We start from the raw sequence: 18,033 nt of genomic DNA on the forward strand, positions 1-18,033 counted from the left end.
GATGCGGGGCATTAGACTCGGGCAATCCATGAGCCCCTTGAAGGAACGGGAATATGTCTTCTGGGTATGACCGTGTAGTGCAACCGGCGGCCGGTGACGAGGCCCTGGAGAACCACCTGGGTGGGGACGAGGCCAAGAACTACCGGCAGTACGAGTTCGACATGGTCGCCCCGCATGTCGGCCGCTCGATGCTGGAGATCGGCTCGGGGCTGGGCCACTTCGCCGAGCAGTTCATGCCGCGTCTCGACCGCCTGGTCGTGAGCGACTTCGACCCCTACTGCGTCGAGCAGCTGGAGAAGCGCTTCGCCGACCGCGACGACATCAGCGTCCTGCAGTTCGGCCTGCCGACGGACATCCCGCTGGACGACAAGGTCGACACCGTCGTCATGATGAACGTCCTGGAGCACATCGAGGAGGACGCCGAGGCGCTGCGCTCGCTGGCGCGCGTCACGCAGCCGGGCGGCCGGATCATCATCTGGGTGCCGGGATATCCGCAGCTCTACGGTGACTTCGACCGCAAGGTGGGTCACGTCCAGCGCTACACGCCCAAGACGCTCGGCACGACGGTGGCCAAGGCGGGGCTGGACGTCGAGGTGCTCAAGCCGATCAACTTCCTGGGCGGCATCGCCTGGTGGGCGGCGGTGCGCCGGGGCGGCGTGGGCTATCCGGACCCGCGGCTGGTCAAGATCTACGACCGTACGGTGGTGCCGACGACGCGCTTCATCGAGCGGTTCATCACACCGCCGTTCGGCCAGACGGTGTTCTGCGTGGCCCGTGTGCCCCAGCCCAAGCAGGACTGAGGCGGCCCGCCCCGAAGCCACGTGAAGACGCCCGGCCGCGCCCAGGGGTCACCGGGGGCGGCCGGGCGGTCTACTTGATGGAGCCGGCGGTCAGGCCGCCGACCACCTTCCGCTCGATCAGGGCGAACAGGATGATCACCGGGATGGTGGCGATCACCGAGCCGGCGAACAGGTTCTGCCAGTCCACCTGGTACTGCCCGATGAACGAGTTGAGCGCCACGGGAAGCGGCTGGTTGGCCGTGGTCGTGGTCAGGGTCAGCGCGACCACGAACTCGTTCCACGCGGCGATGAACGTGAAGATCAGCGCGGTGATGACGCCGGGCATGGCCAGCGGCAGCGTGATCCGGAACAGCGCGCCGAAGCGCCCGTTGCCGTCGATGAAGGCCGCCTCCTCCAGCTCACGCGGGATGGAGGCGAAGTACGCGTTCAGGATCCACACCGCGAACGCCAGGTTGAACCCGCCGTTGACCAGGATCAGCGCCCAGATCGAGTCCACCAGCCCGAACTGGAAGAACTCGCGGTAGATGCCGACGACCATGGCCGTGGGCTGGAACATCTGCGTGATCAGGACGAGCACCAGGAACGCGGTGCGGCCCTTGAACTGGTGCCGGGCCGAGTAGTACGCGGCGGGCAGCGCCACCAGCAGCACGAGCACGGTCGAGCCGGCCGCCACCTTGATCGTGACCCAGAGGTTGACGGCCAGGCCGGTGCCCCAGAAGTCGGCGAGGTTCGACCAGATCCACTCACGCGGCCAGAACGTCACCTCGCGCAGCGAGTCCTGGGAGCGCAGCGAGGTCAGCAGCATGACCACGTACGGGAACAGGAACAGCAGCGAGACGACGTAGGCGGTGCCCGCGACGAGGACGGTCTTGACCTTGGGCATGGCGCCGGCGACGCCGCCGCCCCGGCCGGCGCGGGCGTGGTGGTGTGGCCTGGTCCGCGACGGCGCGGTCTTGACGGCCATCACGCCACCTCCTTGTTCCACCGCGACACCCGCAGGAAGATCACGGTCAGCACGATCACCATGCCGAAGTTGACGACGGACATGGCGGCCGACTCGCCGATGTCGGAGCCCTTGAGGATGTACATGAGGATCGTCGACGTGGCCGTGGAGTAGCCGGGCTGGCCGTGCGTCATGGCCCAGATGATCGGGAAGCTGTTGAAGACGTTCATGACGTTGATCAGCGCGGCCACGGTGAGCGCGGGGCGCAGCAGCGGCAGCGTGATCGACCAGTACGTCCGCAGGCGTCCTGCTCCGTCCATGCGGGCGGCCTCGTACACGTCGGCGGGGATCGTGGCGAGCCCGGCCAGCAGCGCGTACGTGGTGAACGGCACCGACACGAACACCGCGACGAACACCAGCCACGGCATGGCGGTGGAGGCGTCACCGAGCTGGTCGGCGGCGGCTCCGCCCATGGCGTCGATCCACCCGAGTTTCAGCCGGATCTGGTTGATCACGCCGACCTCGGGGTCGAGCATCCACTTGAAGATGATCGCGGTCATGAGCACCGACGCGGCCCAGGGCGCGATGAGCGCCCAGCGGGCCACCTTGCGCAGCGGGAAGCGCTGGTTGAACAGCTGCGCCAGGGCCAGCGAGAACAGCACGGTGAGCACCACGACGGCGACGACCCAGATCACGCTGCGGACCATGATGTCCGCGAAGTCCTTCTCGCCGAACAGCTTCTCGTAGTTGGCGAAGCCGGTGTAGCCGCGTTCCACGCCGAGCCGGCTGATCTCCAGGAACGAGGACCTGATCATCTCGATCACGGGCCAGAGCACGACGAGGGCGATCAGGACGATGGCGGGCCCGACCCAGGCCAGGGGCTCCAGGGCGCGCAATCTTCTCATCAGACACCTTTCCAGGACGATACGGCCGACGGCGCGCGCCGGCCGTATCCGTGTCCCGCTGGATCAGCCGGCCGCTTCGGCGGTCTTCTGCAGCTCACCGAGGACCTTGGCGGGGTCGTCCTTGACGGCGCCGCCGATGGTCTGCTTGATGGCCGGGTTCACCTCGGCCCACTTGGGGTCCTGGAAGGGGTAGAAGCTGGCGTTGGGCAGCGCGTCGAGGAACGGCTTGAGCTTCTCGTCGCTCGACAGCTTCTGGATGCCGCCGTTGGTGACGGGCAGCAGCTTGTAGGTGTCGGAGATCTTCTGGGCGGCGCTGCCGGTGTAGAAGAAGTCGAAGAACTTCTTGATCTCGGCGGCGTGGCCGTTCTTGTTGAACGCCATGATCCAGTCCATGACGCCGAGCGTGGTGTCGAGCGGCCCGGCCTTGCCGGGGATCGGCACGACGCCGTAGTTCTTCAGGCCGGCCGCGTCGAAGATCGGGATGGACATGGGGCCGCCGTTGACCATGCCGACCTTGCCCGCGCCGAAGTCCTCCCAGACCGTCTTGCGGTCCTTGGTGCCCGGGTTGGGGGTGGTCAGGCCGGCGTCGACCAGGCCCTTCACGTACGTGAACGTCTCGACGTTCTGCGGCGAGTTGATCGCCCACTTGCCGGAGGCGTCCTTGTAACCGCCGCCGTTGCCCAGCATCCACAGGAACGACTCGGCCTGGGCCTCCTCCTGGCCGAGCGGCAGGCCGAACGGCTGCGTCACGCCGGCGCCCTTCAGCTTCTCGGCGGCGGCCTTGAGCTCGTCCCACGTCTTCGGCGGTTCGGCGATGCCGGCCTTCTCGAAGAGGTCCTTGTTGTAGAACAGGGCGCGGGCGGAGGAGACGAACGGGATGCCGTACGCGGCGCCGTCGACCTTGCCGAACTCGGCGAACTTCTGCAGCATGTCGCCCGAGACGTTCGGCGACAGGACCTCGTCCACCTTGTAGAGGAGCTTGTCGGCGACGAAGCCGGAGTAGTCGCCGGTCTGCAGGATGTCGGGCACCTGACCGTTCTGGATCATGGTGGCGACCTGCTTGTCGATGTCGTTCCAGTTGATGACCTGGACATCGACCTTGATGTTCGGGTTGGCCGCCTGGAACTCGTCCACGACGCCCTTCCAGAACGTCTCGCCCGAGTTCGGCTTGCCGGGGCCGTCGCCGTAGTCGGCCGCGACCATCTTCAGGGTGACCGCACCGCCGCCCGACGCCTGGGTGTCGTCGCCTCCGCCGGAGCCGCCAGAGCCGCAACTGGACAGGACCAGCATCGTGGCAAGGCCGAGAGCGGCGCCGCTCACAAGCTTGATGTTCACTGGAGATACCGCCTTCTCGTCGGGCCGGGCCGAGCTGGTCCGTACCAGCCGGCGGACCCAGCCCTGGGGGATGAGGCGCGCGAGTAACGGCTCGCCCGCGTTTGCGCCAGCGTAAGCCTGAGTTTGGCAGCCGGTCTATACCGGTCCGTCTCGTTTTGACAACACTCGGGGAAATCAGACCGCACATCCGGTCTAGACCGGATGTCAGATGATCTTCCGCCGGACGTTCTCCCCGCCCGACGGCGTGCCGATCCACGGACCCTCGATCGACGGATCCAGGATCCCCTCCTCGACGAAGGTGTAGCGGCCCTCCAGGACGTAGTTCGCCAGGCGTACGTCATGGCTGTCGCTGTTGTCCCAGAGCCGGTCGAAGAGCTCGTCCACGCGGCGTCGTGCCTGGTGGCAGAAGGTGTCGGCCAGCTCGTACGGCCTGCGCCCCAGGTCCCCGGCGTCCTCCTCGGCCTTGAGGCAGACGGCGGTCATGGCGAACAGTTCGGCCCCGATGTCCACGATCCGGCCGAGGAAGGACTGTTTGTACTCCAGCCTGCTCTGCCAGCGGGACATGCCGTAGAAGGTGGACCTGGCCAGTTTCCTGCTGGTCCGCTCCACGAAGCGCAGATGGGCGGCCAGCGGGCCGAAGTCGGCGTACGAGGTGGGCAGGTTGCCCGTGCCGGCCACCAGTGTGGGCAGCCACTTGGCGTAGAAGCGGCTCGCCCGGCGCAGCGCCTGCGCGCGTTCCTGCCGCCCGGCCTCGGGGTTGATCAGCTCGCCGGCGGCCGACAGGTGCGCGTCCACCGCCTCGCGGGTGATCATCAGGTGCATGATCTCGGAGGAGCCCTCGAAGATGCGGTTGATGCGCGAGTCGCGCAGCATCTGCTCGGCGGGCACGCCACGCTCGCCCCGCGCGGCGAGCGACTCGGCCGTCTCGTAGCCGCGCCCGCCCCTCATCTGGACCAGTTCGTCGAGCACCCGGTACGACAGCTCGGAGGCGTACAGCTTGGCCAGGGCCGCCTCGATCCTGATGTCGTTGCGCTGGTCGTCGGCCAGGCGGCTGCTGAGCTCGCAAACGGCTTCGAGCGCGTACGCGCTGGCCGCAATGAAGGCGATCTTCGTGGCCACGGCTTCGTGCATGCCGACCTTGCGCCCCCACTGCACCCGCTCGTTGCCCCACTCGCGGGCGATCTTGACGGCCCACTTCGCGCTGCCGGCGCACGTGGCGGGCAGCGACAGGCGGCCGGTGTTCAGCGTGGTGAGGGCGATCTTCAGCCCTTCGCCCTCGCGCCCGATCAGGTTCTTGGCCGGCACTCTGACCTGCGAGAACTCGGTGACGCCGTTCTCGATGCCACGCAGCCCCATGAACGAGTTGCGCCGCTTGACCGTGATGCCCGGCGAGTCGGCCTCGACGACGAACGCGCTGATCTTCTTACCGGTCCTGGCCATGACGACCAGCAGGTCGGCCACGACGCCGTTCGTGGTCCACAACTTCACGCCGTCGATCACGTAGTCGTCGCCGTCGCGTACGGCGGTGGTGCCCAGGCGGGCCGGGTCGGAGCCGACGTCGGGCTCGGTCAGCAGGAACGCCGAGATCGCCCCCGCCGCGCACCTGGGCAGGAACTCGCGCTTCTGCTCCTCGGTGCCGAACAGCTTGAGCGGCTGGGGCACGCCGATCGACTGGTGCGCCGACAGCAGCGTGGCCAGCGCCGGGCAGTACGAGCCGACGAGCATGAGCGTGCGGCAGTAGTACAGGTACGGCAGCCCGAGCCCGCCGTACTCCTCCTTGATCGTGATGCCGAACGCGCCGAGTTCCGCCAGCCCCTTGACCACGTCGTCGGGCACCTGGGCGGTCCGCTCGATGAGGGCGGGGTCCACGTGCGCGTCGAGGTAGCGGCGGACGGCCCGGACGAACTCCTCGCCCCTCTTGGCCGCCTCGTCGGGCGGGGCGGGGGCCGGATACACCAGATCCAGCCGGAAGTCACCGAGGAAGAGCTGCTTGGCGAAGCTGGGACGCGTCCACTCCTTCTCGCGTGCCTGCTCGCCGACTTCCCTGGACTCCGCGTACTTGGTGTGCTCGGTCATCGCACCTCCCGACATAGCGCCGTCATGTGCTCATGAGTACTGCCCGCCTGACGGCGTCCTGTCGCCGTTTATAACCCGATTTTGTAGGAACGGCGAGCATTCACCTTCAGTGCACCGAGCGCCACCAGCGCCAGCACGGCGGGCACCACCAGGTAGGCGCCGCAGGCCGCCAGCCCCAGCAGCGACATCCCGGTCCCGATCACGGCCGTGGTCCGGTGCCGGCCGGCCGGCAACATGCGCACCGCCGCCGCCACCCCCGCCGAGGTGACCGCCGCCAGGCAGGCCGAGGTCGCGCGCATGAGCAGGTCGAGGTCCGCGCCCCACACCAGCACCGGCACGCTGAGTGCGAGCACCAGCCCGAGGCTCCGGTACGGCGTCTCGCCCGGCCCTCCGCCCTTGGCGAACCAGCCCGGCAGCGCCTTGTCCCTGGCCAGGGCCGCCCCCAGCCGGGCCGCCCCGGCGATGTAGGTGTTGACCGCCCCGAACGACAGCAGCACCGCCACCACCCCGGTGACCGGCCGCGCCGCCGGGCCGATGCCCGTCTCCAGCATCGCGGTCAGCGGCACGCCGGTCATGTCCGCGCCGAGCACGCCGACGGAGGTGACGGCGACGCCCGCGTACAACAGGCCGATCACTCCCAGAGTCACCACCGTGGCCCGCAGCAGGCCCTTCTTCCCGTCGGCGAACTCGGCGGACAGGTGACTGGCCGCCTCCCAGCCGACGAAGGCGAACATGAGCACACCGGCCGCGCCCGCCACGCCGGCGGCGCCGTACGGGGCGAAGGGGGTGAAGTTGGCCGAGTCGGCGTGCGGGACGGCGGTGATCACGGCGGTGGCCAGCAGCGTGACGAGCAGGGCGACCATGACGATCTGCAGCCGCCCGGAGGTGCGCAGCCCGGCCGCGTTGGCGGCGAAAGCGGCCAGAAGGATCAGGCAGGCCGCCAGAGTGGCGTTCACGCCCAGGGAGGCTTCGACGTACCGGCCGCCGACGAGCGCGCCCGCGACGGTGCCGATGGGGACGGCGCCGTAGAACCACCAGCCGGCCACGGCGGAGGCGTGCCGGCCGAACGCCAGGCCGACGACGGCCGCCACTCCCCCGCCGCCCGGGTAACGCGTGCCGAGGGCGGCGAAGGTCAGCGCGACGGGCACGCTCAGCGCGAGCATCCCCGCCCAGGCCAGTACAGAGGCGGGCCCCGCCGCGGTCGCGGCCAGGTGCGGCAGCACCAGCATGCCCGGCCCCAGCACCGCGCCCACGAGCAGTGCCGTCCCTTGCCAGGCTCCCATTCGTCCACTCATGACGCCCGAAGCTAGTTCATCCGTTCGGTCCGACCCCCGGTGAATCGAACGTTCGGCCGAAAGAACATGGCAACCTGACACCATGGACGAACTAGATTCGGCGATCGTGCGCCTGCTCCAAACGGATGCTCGGCAGTCCAACCGCGAACTGGCCAGGCAACTGGGCATCGCCCCCTCGACCTGCCTGGAGCGGGTCAGGACGCTGACCCGAAAAGGGGTGATCCGCGGCTATCACGCCGACATCGACCCGGCCGCGCTCAACCGCGGCGTCCAGGCGATGGTCTCGGTCCAGGTGCGCCCGCTGAGCCGCGCGGTGATCAACGCGTTCAAGTCGTCGGCGGCCGCCATGCCGGAGGTCATGAGCGTGTACGTACTCTCCGGCGGCGACGACTTCCTGCTGCACGTGGGCGTCAGGGACCTCGACCACCTGCACGGGTTCCTGCTCGACCGGCTGAGCAAGCGCAAGGAGATCGTCGGCTGGCGCACCTCGATGATCTTCCAGCAGGTCCGCGAGGTCGCGCCCGAGCGGCTGCCCGAGACCTGACTTTCGTCAGGGGTGGTGGTAGACGGTCGGCCGATACGGAAGCGGGCCCCGCCTTCCTAGGTTCTTCAGCGTGAAACTCCTTCTGTCCCTCGCTCTCGCCCTCAGCCCGGCTTCCGTCGCGCCGGCGGCCCCCGAGCTGACCCCCGCCGCCGTGGACGCCTACCTGCGCGAGGCCATGGAGACCACCGGGGTGCCCGGTCTGTCCGTGGTCGTGACGCACGGCGGCGAGGTCGTGCACGCCGCCGGCTACGGCCACGACTCCGACGGGCGGCCCATGACCGAGGACACCCCCATGCGGGTGGCCTCGGTGAGCAAGTCGTTCACCGCCATGGCCGTCATGACGCTCGTGGAGCGCGGCAGGATCAGGCTGGATGAGCCGGTGGCCGCGCAGGTGCCCGGGTTCGCGATGGCCGACCCGCGGGCGGCCCGCATCACCGTACGGCAGCTGCTCAACCAGACCTCGGGCCTGTCCGACCGCACGATCGACATCGCCGCGACCGAGCGCGCCACCTCCCTGGCCGACTACACCGCCCGCCTGGCCGGCTCCCGGCTCGCCGCCGACCCCGGCACCCGCTACGAGTACTGCAACGTCAACTACGACCTGGCCGCGCGGCTGGTGGAGGTGGCCTCGGGCCGGCGGTTCGGCGACTACCTGCGCGATCGGGTGTTCGGGCCGCTCGGCATGACGTCCAGCGCCGTCTCCGCCGCCGACGTGCGACCGGCGAACGGCTACAACTCGCTCTTCGGCGCCTGGCTGCCCCGGCCCGAGCTCGACGGGTTCCACGACGACAGCGGCGCGGGCGGGGTCATCACCACCGCCGCCGACATGGGCAAATGGCTGATCGTGCAGGCGGGAAGCGGCCGGCCGCTCGTCAAGCGGGAGAGCCTGGCGACCATGCACCGGCCGACGGAGCTGCGGCCGTACGGGATGGGGTGGGGCGTCGAGGAGGACGGGTGGCTCGTGCACTCGGGCAACCTGTTCACCTACAACGCCGTCGAGGCCGTCTCCCCGAAGACCGGCTACGGCTTCGCCGTGATGACCAACAACGCCACCCTGTACGACCCGACGTACGACATCATGCTCGGCCTCGCGGCGCTGAGCGAGGGCCGGACCCCGGAGGGGCCCGGCGGCGACCGGCAGCTCTTCGAGGCGGTGCTGGGCGCGCTCGCGATCGTCGCCTTGGGGCTGGGCGTGCTCGGCGTGGTCAGGGCCCGCCGCTGGGCCTCCAGGCGTTCTGGCCGGTCCTGGTGGCGGATCGGGCCGCGGCTGGTGCCCGCGCTCGTCCCGGCCGCGGTGCTGGCCGCGTACCCGGACCTCGTGTCGGTGCTGGTGAACGGCCGGACGGTCACCTGGGCGCAGCTCGCCTACTTCCCCGCGCCCCTCTCCGTCACGGTGCTGTTCTGCGCCCTGGCCGGCCTGGCGGTGACGGCCGCCCGACTCCGTGCGCTGAGGTCCCGGGAAAGTCCACGTCATGCGAGTACGCTGAGTTCCCACATGCACGTCAGAGTCGGACCGGCGTGAGGGAGGCCACGTGCGCATCGGCGAGTTCGTCCGACGCACCGGGGTGAGCGAGCGGCTCCTGCGTCACTACGAGGAGCAGGGCCTGCTGCGCCCCGAGCGCGGCGCCGGCGGCCAGCGCGAATACGGCGAGGCCCACGTCGAGGTCGTGCGCCGGATCCGCTGCCTGCTCTCGGCCGGCCTCGGCACCACGATGATCGCGACCGTGCTGCCCTGCCTGGAGGACGAAAGCGACCACCTGGCTCCGACCTGTCCCGACATGCTGGAGCGGCTGCGCGCCGAACGCGACCGGATCGACCGCGCCATGGAGGCGATGCGCGAGTCACGCGAGGCCCTCGACAGCGTGATCGCGGCGGGCCAGGCACGCGGCTGACGACCTGAACGGGCGCGCGGCCGACGGCCTGGGCGGACGCCCGGCTCGCGGCTGACCACGGTTTCCGCCGGCGATTAATTCGGTTGCGCGTCCCCCGAAGCCCCCTTTAGCCTCATGGACATGCGCCTTTACCTGTAATTCGCGGGGCTTGACCGCCCGCCACTCAGCCAGTCCACCCATGAGACGCGGCAGCTGAGCATGTCGACCGGCCTCCATGAGTCGCGTCGTGAGTTACGTAGAGGAGCTTTCCCTTATGCGCGTTCGCTCAGGAAACAAGAAAAACCGGCCCCAGTTGCCGGTGGTGCGCCCGATGCCCAAGATGCCGCAGCGGCCGATCATGCCGCCCCGGCGCCTTCCGCCCAAGGGCCGCTAGACAACTACCGGGATGGTAGTTAGCGGAGCGCCGCCTCCCCCGTACGCCCGGAGGCGGCGCTCCACCCTTCACAGCCGCTCGATGATGGTGACGTTGGCCTGGCCGCCGCCCTCGCACATCGTCTGCAGGCCGTAACGGCCGCCGGTGCGCTCCAGCTCGTGCAGCAGTTTGGTCATCAGGATCGCGCCCGTGCCGCCGAGCGGGTGGCCGAGCGCGATGGCGCCGCCGTTGGGGTTGACCCGGGCCGGGTCGGCGCCGAGCTCCTTCATCCACGCCAGCGGCACCGGCGCGAACGCCTCGTTGATCTCGACGACGTCGATCTCGTCGATCGACATGCCGGCCTTCTTCAGCGCCCGCTGCGTGGCGGGGATCGGCGCGGTCAGCATGTAGACCGGGTCGTCCCCCATGAGCGCGAGCTGGTGGATGCGGGCCCTCGGGGTCAGCCCGTGCTCGCGTACGGCCTGCTCGGAGGCGATGAGCACGGCTCCGGAGCCGTCGGAGATCTGCGACGACGTGGCCGCGGTGATCTGGCCGCCCTCCTTGAGGGTCTTCAGGCCCGCCATCTTCTCCAGCGTCGTGTCCGCCCGCGGCCCTTCGTCGTCCTCGACGCCGTTGACGGGGGCGATCTGGTCCTTGAAGTAGCCGTTGGCGATGGCCTTGGCGGCCCGCTGGTGGGACTCGAAGGCGTACTGCTCCAGCACGTCCCGCGTGTAGCCCCACTTCTCGCACATCAGCTCCGCGCCGCGGAACTGCGAGATCTCCTGCTTGCCGTACCGTTCGACCCACTTGTCGCCGAACGGGAACGGCATGCCCTTCTCCAGGGCGGCCGTGATCGACGCGCCCATGGGCACGATGCTCATCGACTCGACGCCGGCCGCCACCACCAGATCCTGGGTGCCGGACATGACGCCCTGCGCGGCGAAGTGGATCGACTGCTGGGAGGAGCCGCACTGCCGGTCGATCGTGACGCCGGCGGTGGTCTCGGGCAGCCCTGCCGACAGCCAGGCATTTCGCGCGATGTCCATGCTCTGGGGGCCGAACTGCATGACGCACCCCATGATGACGTCCTCGACCGCGGCCGGGTCGACGCCGGTGCGGTCGATCAGCGCCTTCAGCGCGTGGGCGGCCAGGTCAGTGGGGTGGACGGTGGAAAGGCCGCCCTTCTTCTTGCCGACGGGGGTGCGAACCGCCCCGACGATGTACGCCTCTGCCACAGTGCCTCCTGGAAACCGAGCATTATTCGGTTACTAGGTGCAGAGTACAACAGAACGTCATTCGGGCGCAGGCTCCGCCGGGGGTACGAGCTCCTCCGCCGCCTCCGGCTCCGCTTCTGATTCCGCTTCCGCCGACGCAGGGGGCACGAGATCCTCCGCCGCGTCGATCCGGAACCGCCAGCGGTCCACCGCCAGCCCGTTCAGCGCCTCCGACAGCTCCAGCGCGAGCGCGCCCAGCTTGACCGGCTCGTCGCTGCGCAGCTCGATCGCGGTCAGCTCGGTCGCGAACGGCAGCAACTCCTGCACGGCCGGCGGCTGGCCCTTCTGCGGCACCAGCACGGCCCTGATGTCGCCCGCCGTGAACGCGACGCCCTCTTCCTCCTGCTCCAGCAGCGGGGCCAGCTCCTCTGGCGTGGGCCGTACCGGCAGGATGACCGCCGGGCCGCTCTCCTCGTCGTCGGCCGGATCGCTCACCTCGCCCCGGCACACCGCGAGCCCGCCCAGCCGGAACGCCAGGCCCTCGGCGAGGAAGCGGTCGAAGAAGTCGAGCGGCAGCGGGCCCTCCGCGGCCACCCGCACCGCCCACACCTTCTCCAGCTCGCCGCCGGTCAGCTCACCCTCGGCCTCGACGGGCGCGTACACGCGCACGTCGGTCGCCACGATGTCGTCGCCGTCCCGCCTCGCGGCCGGGTCGGCGAGCCTGACGACGCGCAACAACTCGTCCAGGTCCGGTTTGGCGGGCAATGCCGCCGTGGGGCCAGTACGCAGTCTCCGCTTCGCCATCCAGCCCATGCCCGCCTCCGCGCTCAGCTTCGATAGGAGCTCGTCATCGTCGCGTAGACGATGACGTTGTCGGTGTAGTGCCCGGTGGTCCGATCGTAGGTGCCACCGCAGGTGATCAGGTGCAGCTGAGCGTTGTCCTGGCTCCCGTAGACCCGCTGGGTCGGGAACGTCTTCTTGCTCGCCTGCTCAATCCCGCCGACGGTGAACACCGCGGTCGTCTTGTCCTGGCGCTTGACCTCGATGGTGTCGCCGTTCTTCAGCTCCGGCAAGCGGGCGAACACGGCGGCACGCGTCCGGGTGTCCTTGTGCCCGAGCAGCACGGCCGGGCCGACCTCGCCCGGGGTGGACATGTTCCGGTACCAGCCGACCAGGTTGTGGTTCTCCGACGGCGGCACCTGGATCGTGCCGTCCTTGGCCAGACCCACCGACCGGATCGGCGCGTTGATTCCCAGCCGCTTGACGACCAGCCTGATCGGGGTCGAGGGCAGCATGGGGGGCGCCGGGGTGATCTGCGGCAGCGGGGGCGGCACGTTCGCCGGTGCCTGGAACAGCGCCTGCTCGGGCTCCCCCGTGTTCTTCGGCTGTGCCCGCAGGGCCAGGGAGTCCCTGTTACTGGCCAGGCCGTACTCTTCTGGCGACTTGAAGACGATCAGCAGCCCCGCCACGACCGTCACGACGCCGGCGATGGCCGCGACGATCAGCACGGTCCGCAGCGCGGTGCCGCCCTTGTCCGCCGGAGGGGGTGGCTGGTTCGGCTGGCCATACGGGTAGTAGCCGGACATCTCGCTCAGCCCTTGACGGAACGGCGTCGCATGACCAGCCCACCGATCGCCGCCGCCGCGACCAGCCCGGTCCCTGTCAGGATGAACAACCGCCCATCGGGCCCCATCGTCCCACCGGCACCGGTGTCAGCACCCGCCTTGGGGGTCTGCGACTTCCTGGTGGTCGTCGGGGTGACGGTCTCGGTGTGGGTGCGGGTGGTGGTGGGGCGGGGGCTGGTGTTCGTCGGGGTGGGGCTGGTGTTGGTCGGACTCGGGCTTGTTGTGCTGTTGCCCACCGTGAACGTGTACGCCTTGAGACCGGTCGTGGGGGCGGTGCACTTGATGGCCGGCGACGCGGAAGAGGTGCCGAAAGCCAGGTCGCCAGCCGTCAGCGTGACGGTGCCCGTGGTGGTGGGCTTCACCTTGACGGTCACGTTGGGGAGCGACGTGATGTTCGAGCCCGCGGTGACACTCGTGAGCGTGCCTTCACCCGTCGCGGTGGCCGGAGCTCCGGCGCCGCTCGCCTTGACCGTGACGAACATCTTCGGGCTCGTGGTGGGGAAGCCCGTGGGCGCCTTCAGCGGGTCGCCTGTGCTCTGGATGGTGCCGGTCCACGAGATGGAGGCGTCGGCGTTGGCGGAAGCGCTGGTGGGCGGCGTCATGACGACCTTGATGTCGACGGTGGCCGGGTAGTCGGCGTCGGTGCCGCTGGGGAGCGTGCAGTTGTAGTCGACGATGTCGTCACCGGTGTCACCGCCACCTCCGCCCGTCTGGATCGGGACCGAGACGCTGGTGGGGGATGCCGACACATAAGTGCAGCTGGTCGCCTCGCCCGCCACCGTTATGGTCAGCAGCGTGCCCGTCGTGGTCACGGGAGTCAGCACGAGGTTGCCGCCCGTCGCCGCCGTCGCGGTGACCGAGGCTGTCATCTTCGGTGGCGTATACGTGCCGCTGGTCGGAACATCTGTGGCGACCGTGCCGGTGCCCGAGCCCTTCAGAGGCGTCGGAGTTCCACCCGTCACCGTGAGGTCACCGCCGCTGGTGGTCACCGAAGCCTGCGCCTCAATTTCCTTCGTGGCGGTCATTGCGGGGAAGGTCCACTCGATCGTCGCTGCCTGATTCGGCGCAACAGACGTGGGAGTGTTCGCCGTCAAGACAACGGAGTCAGCCGGCAGGAAACCACCGGTGCACTTGTATGTGACTCTCAACTGCGCTGCTGCAGCCTGAGCCGGAGACGACAGCGCCAAGACCGAGCACACAAAGACGACGAGCGTGCTAGCAAGCCCCAAAGCGGCCGTCTTACGGGCGAGGCGGCGCCCCACCTGGGACATAAGCACGGGTCCATCTCCGTTTCAAAGCAGTGTCAACAGTCGTGCCAGAATTCCAGCCGTTGGTCACGGTTAGGTTGAGATCCTACGAACTGTCCCTGTCAACTTCCCGTAAACAGGCGAAAAGATCCCAACTTCCGGTCAGCCCTTCTTCTTGGACAACGTTGCGTACACGACGATGTTGTCCGTGTAGTGATGCGTCGTCCGGTTGTAGACCCCGCCGCACGTGATGAGCCTGAGCTGGGAGTCGTTGGTGTTCCCGTACACCCGCTTGGTCGGGAACGAGCTCTTGCTGGCCTGCTCGATCCCGCTCACCGTGAACCGGGTGACCTTCCCGTCCGACCGGTACACGTAGATTTGGTCACCCTTCGCCAGCTCGCGCAGACGATCGAAGACGGCCGGGCCCTTGCGGGTGCTGACGTGGCCGTTGATGATCGCCGGCCCCACCTCGCCCGGCACCGGCGACAGCCTGTACCAGCCGGTCTGGTTCGGCCTGCTGAGCGGCGGCGTGCCGAGCCGGCCCTTCTTACTCACCGTGACCCCGCCGATCGCGGAGTTGACCTTGATCTTGGGGATCTTGATGCGGGTCGGCCTGGCCTTGGCGGTCTTCGTCTTGGCCTTGGGGATCGCCGGGATGACAGGTACGGCGGCCAGCGGCGGCGGGGCGTCGAGGCGGGCCGGGGTGAGCGGCTTGTTCTTGCCGCCGGGGCCGACCGTCGGCGGCAGGATGAACGCGCCCGCGTTCTGCATCTGCACCGTGGTCGGCACGTCCTGCGGCGCAGCGACCGGCCGCGGGCCCGAGCCGTCGTCCACCGGCGGCGCCAGCGAGAGCAGGCTCACCATGACCAGGCCGACACCGCCGAGCGAGCCGGCGATCAGCAGCCCGGGCAGCGCCTTCTGCATCGGCGTCTTCTCCGCCGGCGCGGCCGGGACCGCGAACGGAGCCGGGACCGGAGCCGGAGCGTCGTGATCCGGTGCGTTCTGGTCGGTCATGAGTGCGCTCCTCCCGCGTGCTCGGCCTTTCTTCTGCGCATGAGCAGCCCACCGCCGGCGGTCCCCATGACCAGCGCCATCCCTCCGGCCATCAGCCCGTACGGATGCCGATCCGCATCGGGCGCCACCCCGGTCTCGACGCCGCCACTGGGTGTCTTGGCCACCTGGGGTGCTTTGTAGTACTTGGTCGCGGTCGGCCCGGTGCTCTTCGGCGTAGACGAGGACGAGTTGGACGCCTGGGGGATGACGACCACGTTGGTGAGACCGTCCCCGTTACCGACACCGTTGTTACCCGGGTCCGGGTTGTTGGGGTTACCCGGGTCGGGGTTGTTCGGGTCCGGGTCGTCCGTCGGATCCGGGTCGTCCGTGGGGTCGGGGTCATCGGTCGGGTCCGTGCCGCCGCCGATGGTCACCTCGACCGACGGCGCGGTGCCCACGATGGTGCACTTCGCTTTGTGGAAACCGGTCGGGGTCTCGGCCGTGGTTGTGGACACCTCGAACGCGTCCACCCACATCTGCCCGGTAGCGGCGGCCTTCTGCACCCTGATGGTGTGCCGGCCGTAGTCCAGCACGGGCGAGGTGTAGAGCGTCTTGCCGCCGTCGAGATCGTCGTTGACGGGGTCGTCGTCGGCGTCGCGCGACGGGTCGATCGTCGACACCAGAGCCCCGTCGATGTAGACGTTGACCGGGCTGGAGTCCTTGTCGGTCGGCCCGATGTACTTCACGCTCGTGCCGACGAAGGTCAGGTCGGCGAAGGCGCCGTTCTGGGTGGTCTCGTGCAGGTCGTTGTGCACGTGGTGCTCGGAAGCCGGCCGGTCGTCCAGCGAGGCCCAGCCGCTGCTGTACTCGATCCCCATGTCGCTCGGGTTGTCGGCGTCGTCCCCGTCGTTGACGGTGACCGGGCCGTCCGGCGGTGTGAAGTCGAGCTCGATGTCCTGCGGGGTGATCTTGACGACGCCCGCCTTGTTGGTCAGGCCGGGATCGTTCATCAGCTCGGGCAGCGGCAACTCGTCGTCGGGGCGCAGCGCACCCGCGGCGTCGGACACCCCTTGCGGCTCCAGGATGCCCTTCCAGTCCTTCTCCAGCTTGATCTGGCCGGTCGCGTGCACCAGGCCGCCCGCCTTGAAGTAGCCGGGCGACTGCAGCCGGTTGGGGTCGGAGCCGGTGTAGGCGAGCTTCCAGGTGAAGTTCAGCGGGCCGCCGACCGCGAGATCGGTGGCGAAGGTGAGGTTGGTCCGCAGCTTGACCGCGCCGTGGCGGACGATGCTGCTGGTGTTCCCCTCGGACGAGCAGGAGTAGTCGATGACGAGGTCGGCGGGTGCGGCGGAAGCGGGTACGCCAGGGAGCACCACGACGCCTAATGTCGCCACGGATCCAATCGAAGCGGCGATCAACGCCTTGTGCCACCGACTCACGGAGACTCCGATCACCCACAAATAGACCGAGGGTAGATCTTAGAGTCCAAAACACCCGCAACACACACCGAACGCCGCTTCCCCCGACACTTGTGATGAACCCGTGTCCACAGGCTCCTCCGGCACCACGAAAGGGGGTATACCTGGCGCTAACCGAATGGAGTTCTGTCCCCCCGGAGGCGACATGCGGCGAGACCTCTTCGACGAAGAGCACCTGCTGTTCAGGGAGACCGTGCGTGAATTCATGGCCCGTGAGGTCGTGCCGCACCACCAGCAGTGGGAAAAGGAGGGCATTGTCCCGCGCGAGGTCTGGAAGAAGGCCGGCGAACTCGGCATGTTCGGGTTCTCCGTGCCCGAGGAGTACGGCGGCGCGGGCATCACCGATTTCCGCTACAACGCGGTGATCGTCGAGGAGATCATCAGAAACGCGGCGAGCGGTCTCGGTTTCTCCCTGCACAACGACGTCATGGCCCCGTACGTGGTGGATCTGACGAACGACGAGCAGAAGCAGCGCTGGCTGCCCGGGTTCGTGAGCGGTGAGTTGATCACCGCCATCGCCATGAGCGAGCCGGGGGCCGGCAGCGATCTGCAGGGCATCACGACCAGGGCCGAGCGTGACGGCGACCACTACGTGCTCACCGGCCAGAAGACGTTCATCACGAACGGGGTGAACGCCGACCTCGTCGTCGTGGTGGCCAAGACCGATCCCGAGGCGGGCGCCAGGGGCGTGACGCTGCTGGTCGTGGAGCGGGGCATGGAGGGGTTCGCCCGCGGGCGCAACCTGGACAAGATCGGCATGAAGGCCCAGGACACGGCCGAGCTCTTCTTCGACCGCGTACGCGTGCCCGCCGCCAACCGCCTCGGCCCCGAGGACGGCCAGGGCTTCTTCCAGCTCATGAACAACCTGCCGCAGGAGCGCATGTCGATCGCCGTGGCGGCGGTGGCCGCGGCCGAGGTCGTGCTGGAGCAGACCATCGAGTACTGCAGGACGCGCCAGGCGTTCGGCCGCAACCTCGGTTCGTTCCAGAACACCCGGTTCGTCCTGGCGGAGCTGGCCACCGAGACGGAGATCGCCCGCCACTACGTGGACAAGTGCATCCTCGCGCTCAACGCCAAGGAGCTCACGGCGGTGGACGCCGCCAAGGCGAAGTGGTGGACCACCGAGCTGCAGACCAAGGTCATCGACCGCTGCCTCCAGTTGCACGGCGGCTACGGCTACATGACCGAGTACCCGGTCGCCAAGGCGTGGCTGGACGCCCGGGTCCAGACGATCTACGGCGGCACCACCGAGATCATGAAGGAGATCATCGGCAGGTCCTTCGGGTTCTGACACGCGGTCGACGCGCCCGCGTGCAAAAAAACCAGGGCACCGCGCC

The 18,033-nt window shown here is 68.8% G+C and carries 16 protein-coding genes; 5 read left to right on the plus strand and 11 right to left on the minus strand.

Annotated elements, in window-relative coordinates; all coding sequences use genetic code 11:
• Positions 1-53: 53 nt before the first annotated feature.
• On the plus strand, positions 54-800 hold the full coding sequence (locus AB0C27_RS18650; RefSeq protein ID WP_357845365.1) for a methyltransferase domain-containing protein: 747 nt from the start codon (positions 54-56) through the stop codon (positions 798-800).
• A 70-nt stretch (positions 801-870) separates the two neighbouring features.
• On the opposite strand, the gene AB0C27_RS18655 is transcribed toward AB0C27_RS18650, so the two are convergent.
• The 5 genes from AB0C27_RS18655 to AB0C27_RS18675 all read right to left on the minus strand — a co-directional run bounded on the left by AB0C27_RS18655 (position 871) and on the right by AB0C27_RS18675 (position 7,354).
• Positions 871-1,764: a carbohydrate ABC transporter permease gene (locus AB0C27_RS18655; RefSeq protein ID WP_357845368.1), complete on the minus strand. Its 894-nt coding sequence runs from the start codon at positions 1,762-1,764 to the stop codon at positions 871-873.
• The gene (locus AB0C27_RS18660) at positions 1,764-2,648 is read right to left on the minus strand and encodes a sugar ABC transporter permease (RefSeq protein WP_346103328.1); all 885 of its coding nucleotides are present in this window, start codon (positions 2,646-2,648) and stop codon (positions 1,764-1,766) included. Before AB0C27_RS18660 ends, AB0C27_RS18655 begins: the two co-directional genes overlap by 1 nt.
• 63 nt (positions 2,649-2,711) lie before the next feature.
• A complete protein-coding gene (locus tag AB0C27_RS18665) occupies positions 2,712-3,983 on the minus strand; it encodes an extracellular solute-binding protein (protein ID WP_357845373.1) in 1,272 nt (423 codons plus the stop codon).
• Between the two features lie 204 nt (positions 3,984-4,187).
• The gene (locus AB0C27_RS18670; RefSeq protein ID WP_357845376.1) at positions 4,188-6,059 is read right to left on the minus strand and encodes an acyl-CoA dehydrogenase family protein; all 1,872 of its coding nucleotides are present in this window, start codon (positions 6,057-6,059) and stop codon (positions 4,188-4,190) included.
• 68 nt (positions 6,060-6,127) lie between these two features.
• The gene (locus AB0C27_RS18675; protein WP_357845379.1) at positions 6,128-7,354 is read right to left on the minus strand and encodes an amino acid permease; all 1,227 of its coding nucleotides are present in this window, start codon (positions 7,352-7,354) and stop codon (positions 6,128-6,130) included.
• Positions 7,355-7,436: 82 nt separating this feature from the next.
• Here AB0C27_RS18675 and AB0C27_RS18680 point away from each other — a divergent pair, with 82 nt between their 5' ends.
• From AB0C27_RS18680 to AB0C27_RS18690, 3 genes are all read left to right on the plus strand, one after another.
• Positions 7,437-7,898 carry an Lrp/AsnC family transcriptional regulator gene (locus AB0C27_RS18680; RefSeq protein WP_357845382.1) on the plus strand — a complete coding sequence of 154 codons (462 nt, stop codon included), beginning with the start codon at positions 7,437-7,439 and terminating at the stop codon, positions 7,896-7,898.
• A gap of 70 nt (positions 7,899-7,968) precedes the next feature.
• A complete protein-coding gene (locus tag AB0C27_RS18685) occupies positions 7,969-9,420 on the plus strand; it encodes a serine hydrolase domain-containing protein (RefSeq protein WP_357845385.1) in 1,452 nt (483 codons plus the stop codon).
• A 10-nt stretch (positions 9,421-9,430) separates the two neighbouring features.
• The gene (locus AB0C27_RS18690; protein WP_357845388.1) at positions 9,431-9,790 is read left to right on the plus strand and encodes a MerR family transcriptional regulator; all 360 of its coding nucleotides are present in this window, start codon (positions 9,431-9,433) and stop codon (positions 9,788-9,790) included.
• 441 nt (positions 9,791-10,231) lie between these two features.
• Here AB0C27_RS18690 and AB0C27_RS18695 read toward each other — a convergent pair whose 3' ends face one another.
• From AB0C27_RS18695 to AB0C27_RS18720, 6 genes are all read right to left on the minus strand, one after another.
• Entirely contained in the window at positions 10,232-11,377 is a 1,146-nt protein-coding gene (locus AB0C27_RS18695; RefSeq protein WP_357845391.1) for an acetyl-CoA C-acetyltransferase, read from the minus strand.
• 57 nt (positions 11,378-11,434) lie between these two features.
• On the minus strand, positions 11,435-12,160 hold the full coding sequence (locus tag AB0C27_RS18700) for a hypothetical protein (RefSeq protein WP_357845394.1): 726 nt from the start codon (positions 12,158-12,160) through the stop codon (positions 11,435-11,437).
• 23 nt (positions 12,161-12,183) lie between these two features.
• On the minus strand, positions 12,184-12,942 hold the full coding sequence (locus AB0C27_RS18705; RefSeq protein WP_346103312.1) for a class F sortase: 759 nt from the start codon (positions 12,940-12,942) through the stop codon (positions 12,184-12,186).
• A 5-nt stretch (positions 12,943-12,947) separates the two neighbouring features.
• The gene (locus AB0C27_RS18710; protein ID WP_357845398.1) at positions 12,948-13,850 is read right to left on the minus strand and encodes a hypothetical protein; all 903 of its coding nucleotides are present in this window, start codon (positions 13,848-13,850) and stop codon (positions 12,948-12,950) included.
• Between the two features lie 540 nt (positions 13,851-14,390).
• Positions 14,391-15,242, minus strand: a complete 852-nt coding sequence (locus AB0C27_RS18715; RefSeq protein WP_357845401.1) for a class F sortase — start codon at positions 15,240-15,242, stop codon at positions 14,391-14,393.
• Positions 15,239-16,612: a hypothetical protein gene (locus AB0C27_RS18720; RefSeq protein ID WP_357845404.1), complete on the minus strand. Its 1,374-nt coding sequence runs from the start codon at positions 16,610-16,612 to the stop codon at positions 15,239-15,241. Before AB0C27_RS18720 ends, AB0C27_RS18715 begins: the two co-directional genes overlap by 4 nt.
• A gap of 229 nt (positions 16,613-16,841) precedes the next feature.
• Here AB0C27_RS18720 and AB0C27_RS18725 point away from each other — a divergent pair, with 229 nt between their 5' ends.
• Positions 16,842-17,987 carry an acyl-CoA dehydrogenase family protein gene (locus tag AB0C27_RS18725; RefSeq protein ID WP_357845407.1) on the plus strand — a complete coding sequence of 382 codons (1,146 nt, stop codon included), beginning with the start codon at positions 16,842-16,844 and terminating at the stop codon, positions 17,985-17,987.
• Positions 17,988-18,033 lie beyond the last annotated feature (46 nt).

Origin of the sequence: Nonomuraea sp. NPDC048882 (genome assembly GCF_040649755.1) — a bacterium.
GTDB lineage: Bacteria > Actinomycetota > Actinomycetes > Streptosporangiales > Streptosporangiaceae > Nonomuraea > Nonomuraea maheshkhaliensis.

Coding starts and splice junctions, on each gene's coding strand:
- AB0C27_RS18725 (WP_357845407.1), top strand. CDS start 16,842: ATGCGGCGAGACCTCTTCGACGAAGAGCACCTGCTGTTCAGGGAGACC.
- AB0C27_RS18715 (WP_357845401.1), bottom strand. CDS start 15,242: ATGACCGACCAGAACGCACCGGATCACGACGCTCCGGCTCCGGTCCCG.
- AB0C27_RS18675 (WP_357845379.1), bottom strand. CDS start 7,354: ATGAGTGGACGAATGGGAGCCTGGCAAGGGACGGCACTGCTCGTGGGC.
- AB0C27_RS18680 (WP_357845382.1), top strand. CDS start 7,437: ATGGACGAACTAGATTCGGCGATCGTGCGCCTGCTCCAAACGGATGCT.
- AB0C27_RS18710 (WP_357845398.1), bottom strand. CDS start 13,850: ATGACAGCCTCGGTCACCGCGACGGCGGCGACGGGCGGCAACCTCGTG.
- AB0C27_RS18670 (WP_357845376.1), bottom strand. CDS start 6,059: ATGACCGAGCACACCAAGTACGCGGAGTCCAGGGAAGTCGGCGAGCAG.
- AB0C27_RS18705 (WP_346103312.1), bottom strand. CDS start 12,942: ATGTCCGGCTACTACCCGTATGGCCAGCCGAACCAGCCACCCCCTCCG.
- AB0C27_RS18700 (WP_357845394.1), bottom strand. CDS start 12,160: ATGGCGAAGCGGAGACTGCGTACTGGCCCCACGGCGGCATTGCCCGCC.
- AB0C27_RS18655 (WP_357845368.1), bottom strand. CDS start 1,764: ATGGCCGTCAAGACCGCGCCGTCGCGGACCAGGCCACACCACCACGCC.
- AB0C27_RS18660 (WP_346103328.1), bottom strand. CDS start 2,648: ATGAGAAGATTGCGCGCCCTGGAGCCCCTGGCCTGGGTCGGGCCCGCC.
- AB0C27_RS18650 (WP_357845365.1), top strand. CDS start 54: ATGTCTTCTGGGTATGACCGTGTAGTGCAACCGGCGGCCGGTGACGAG.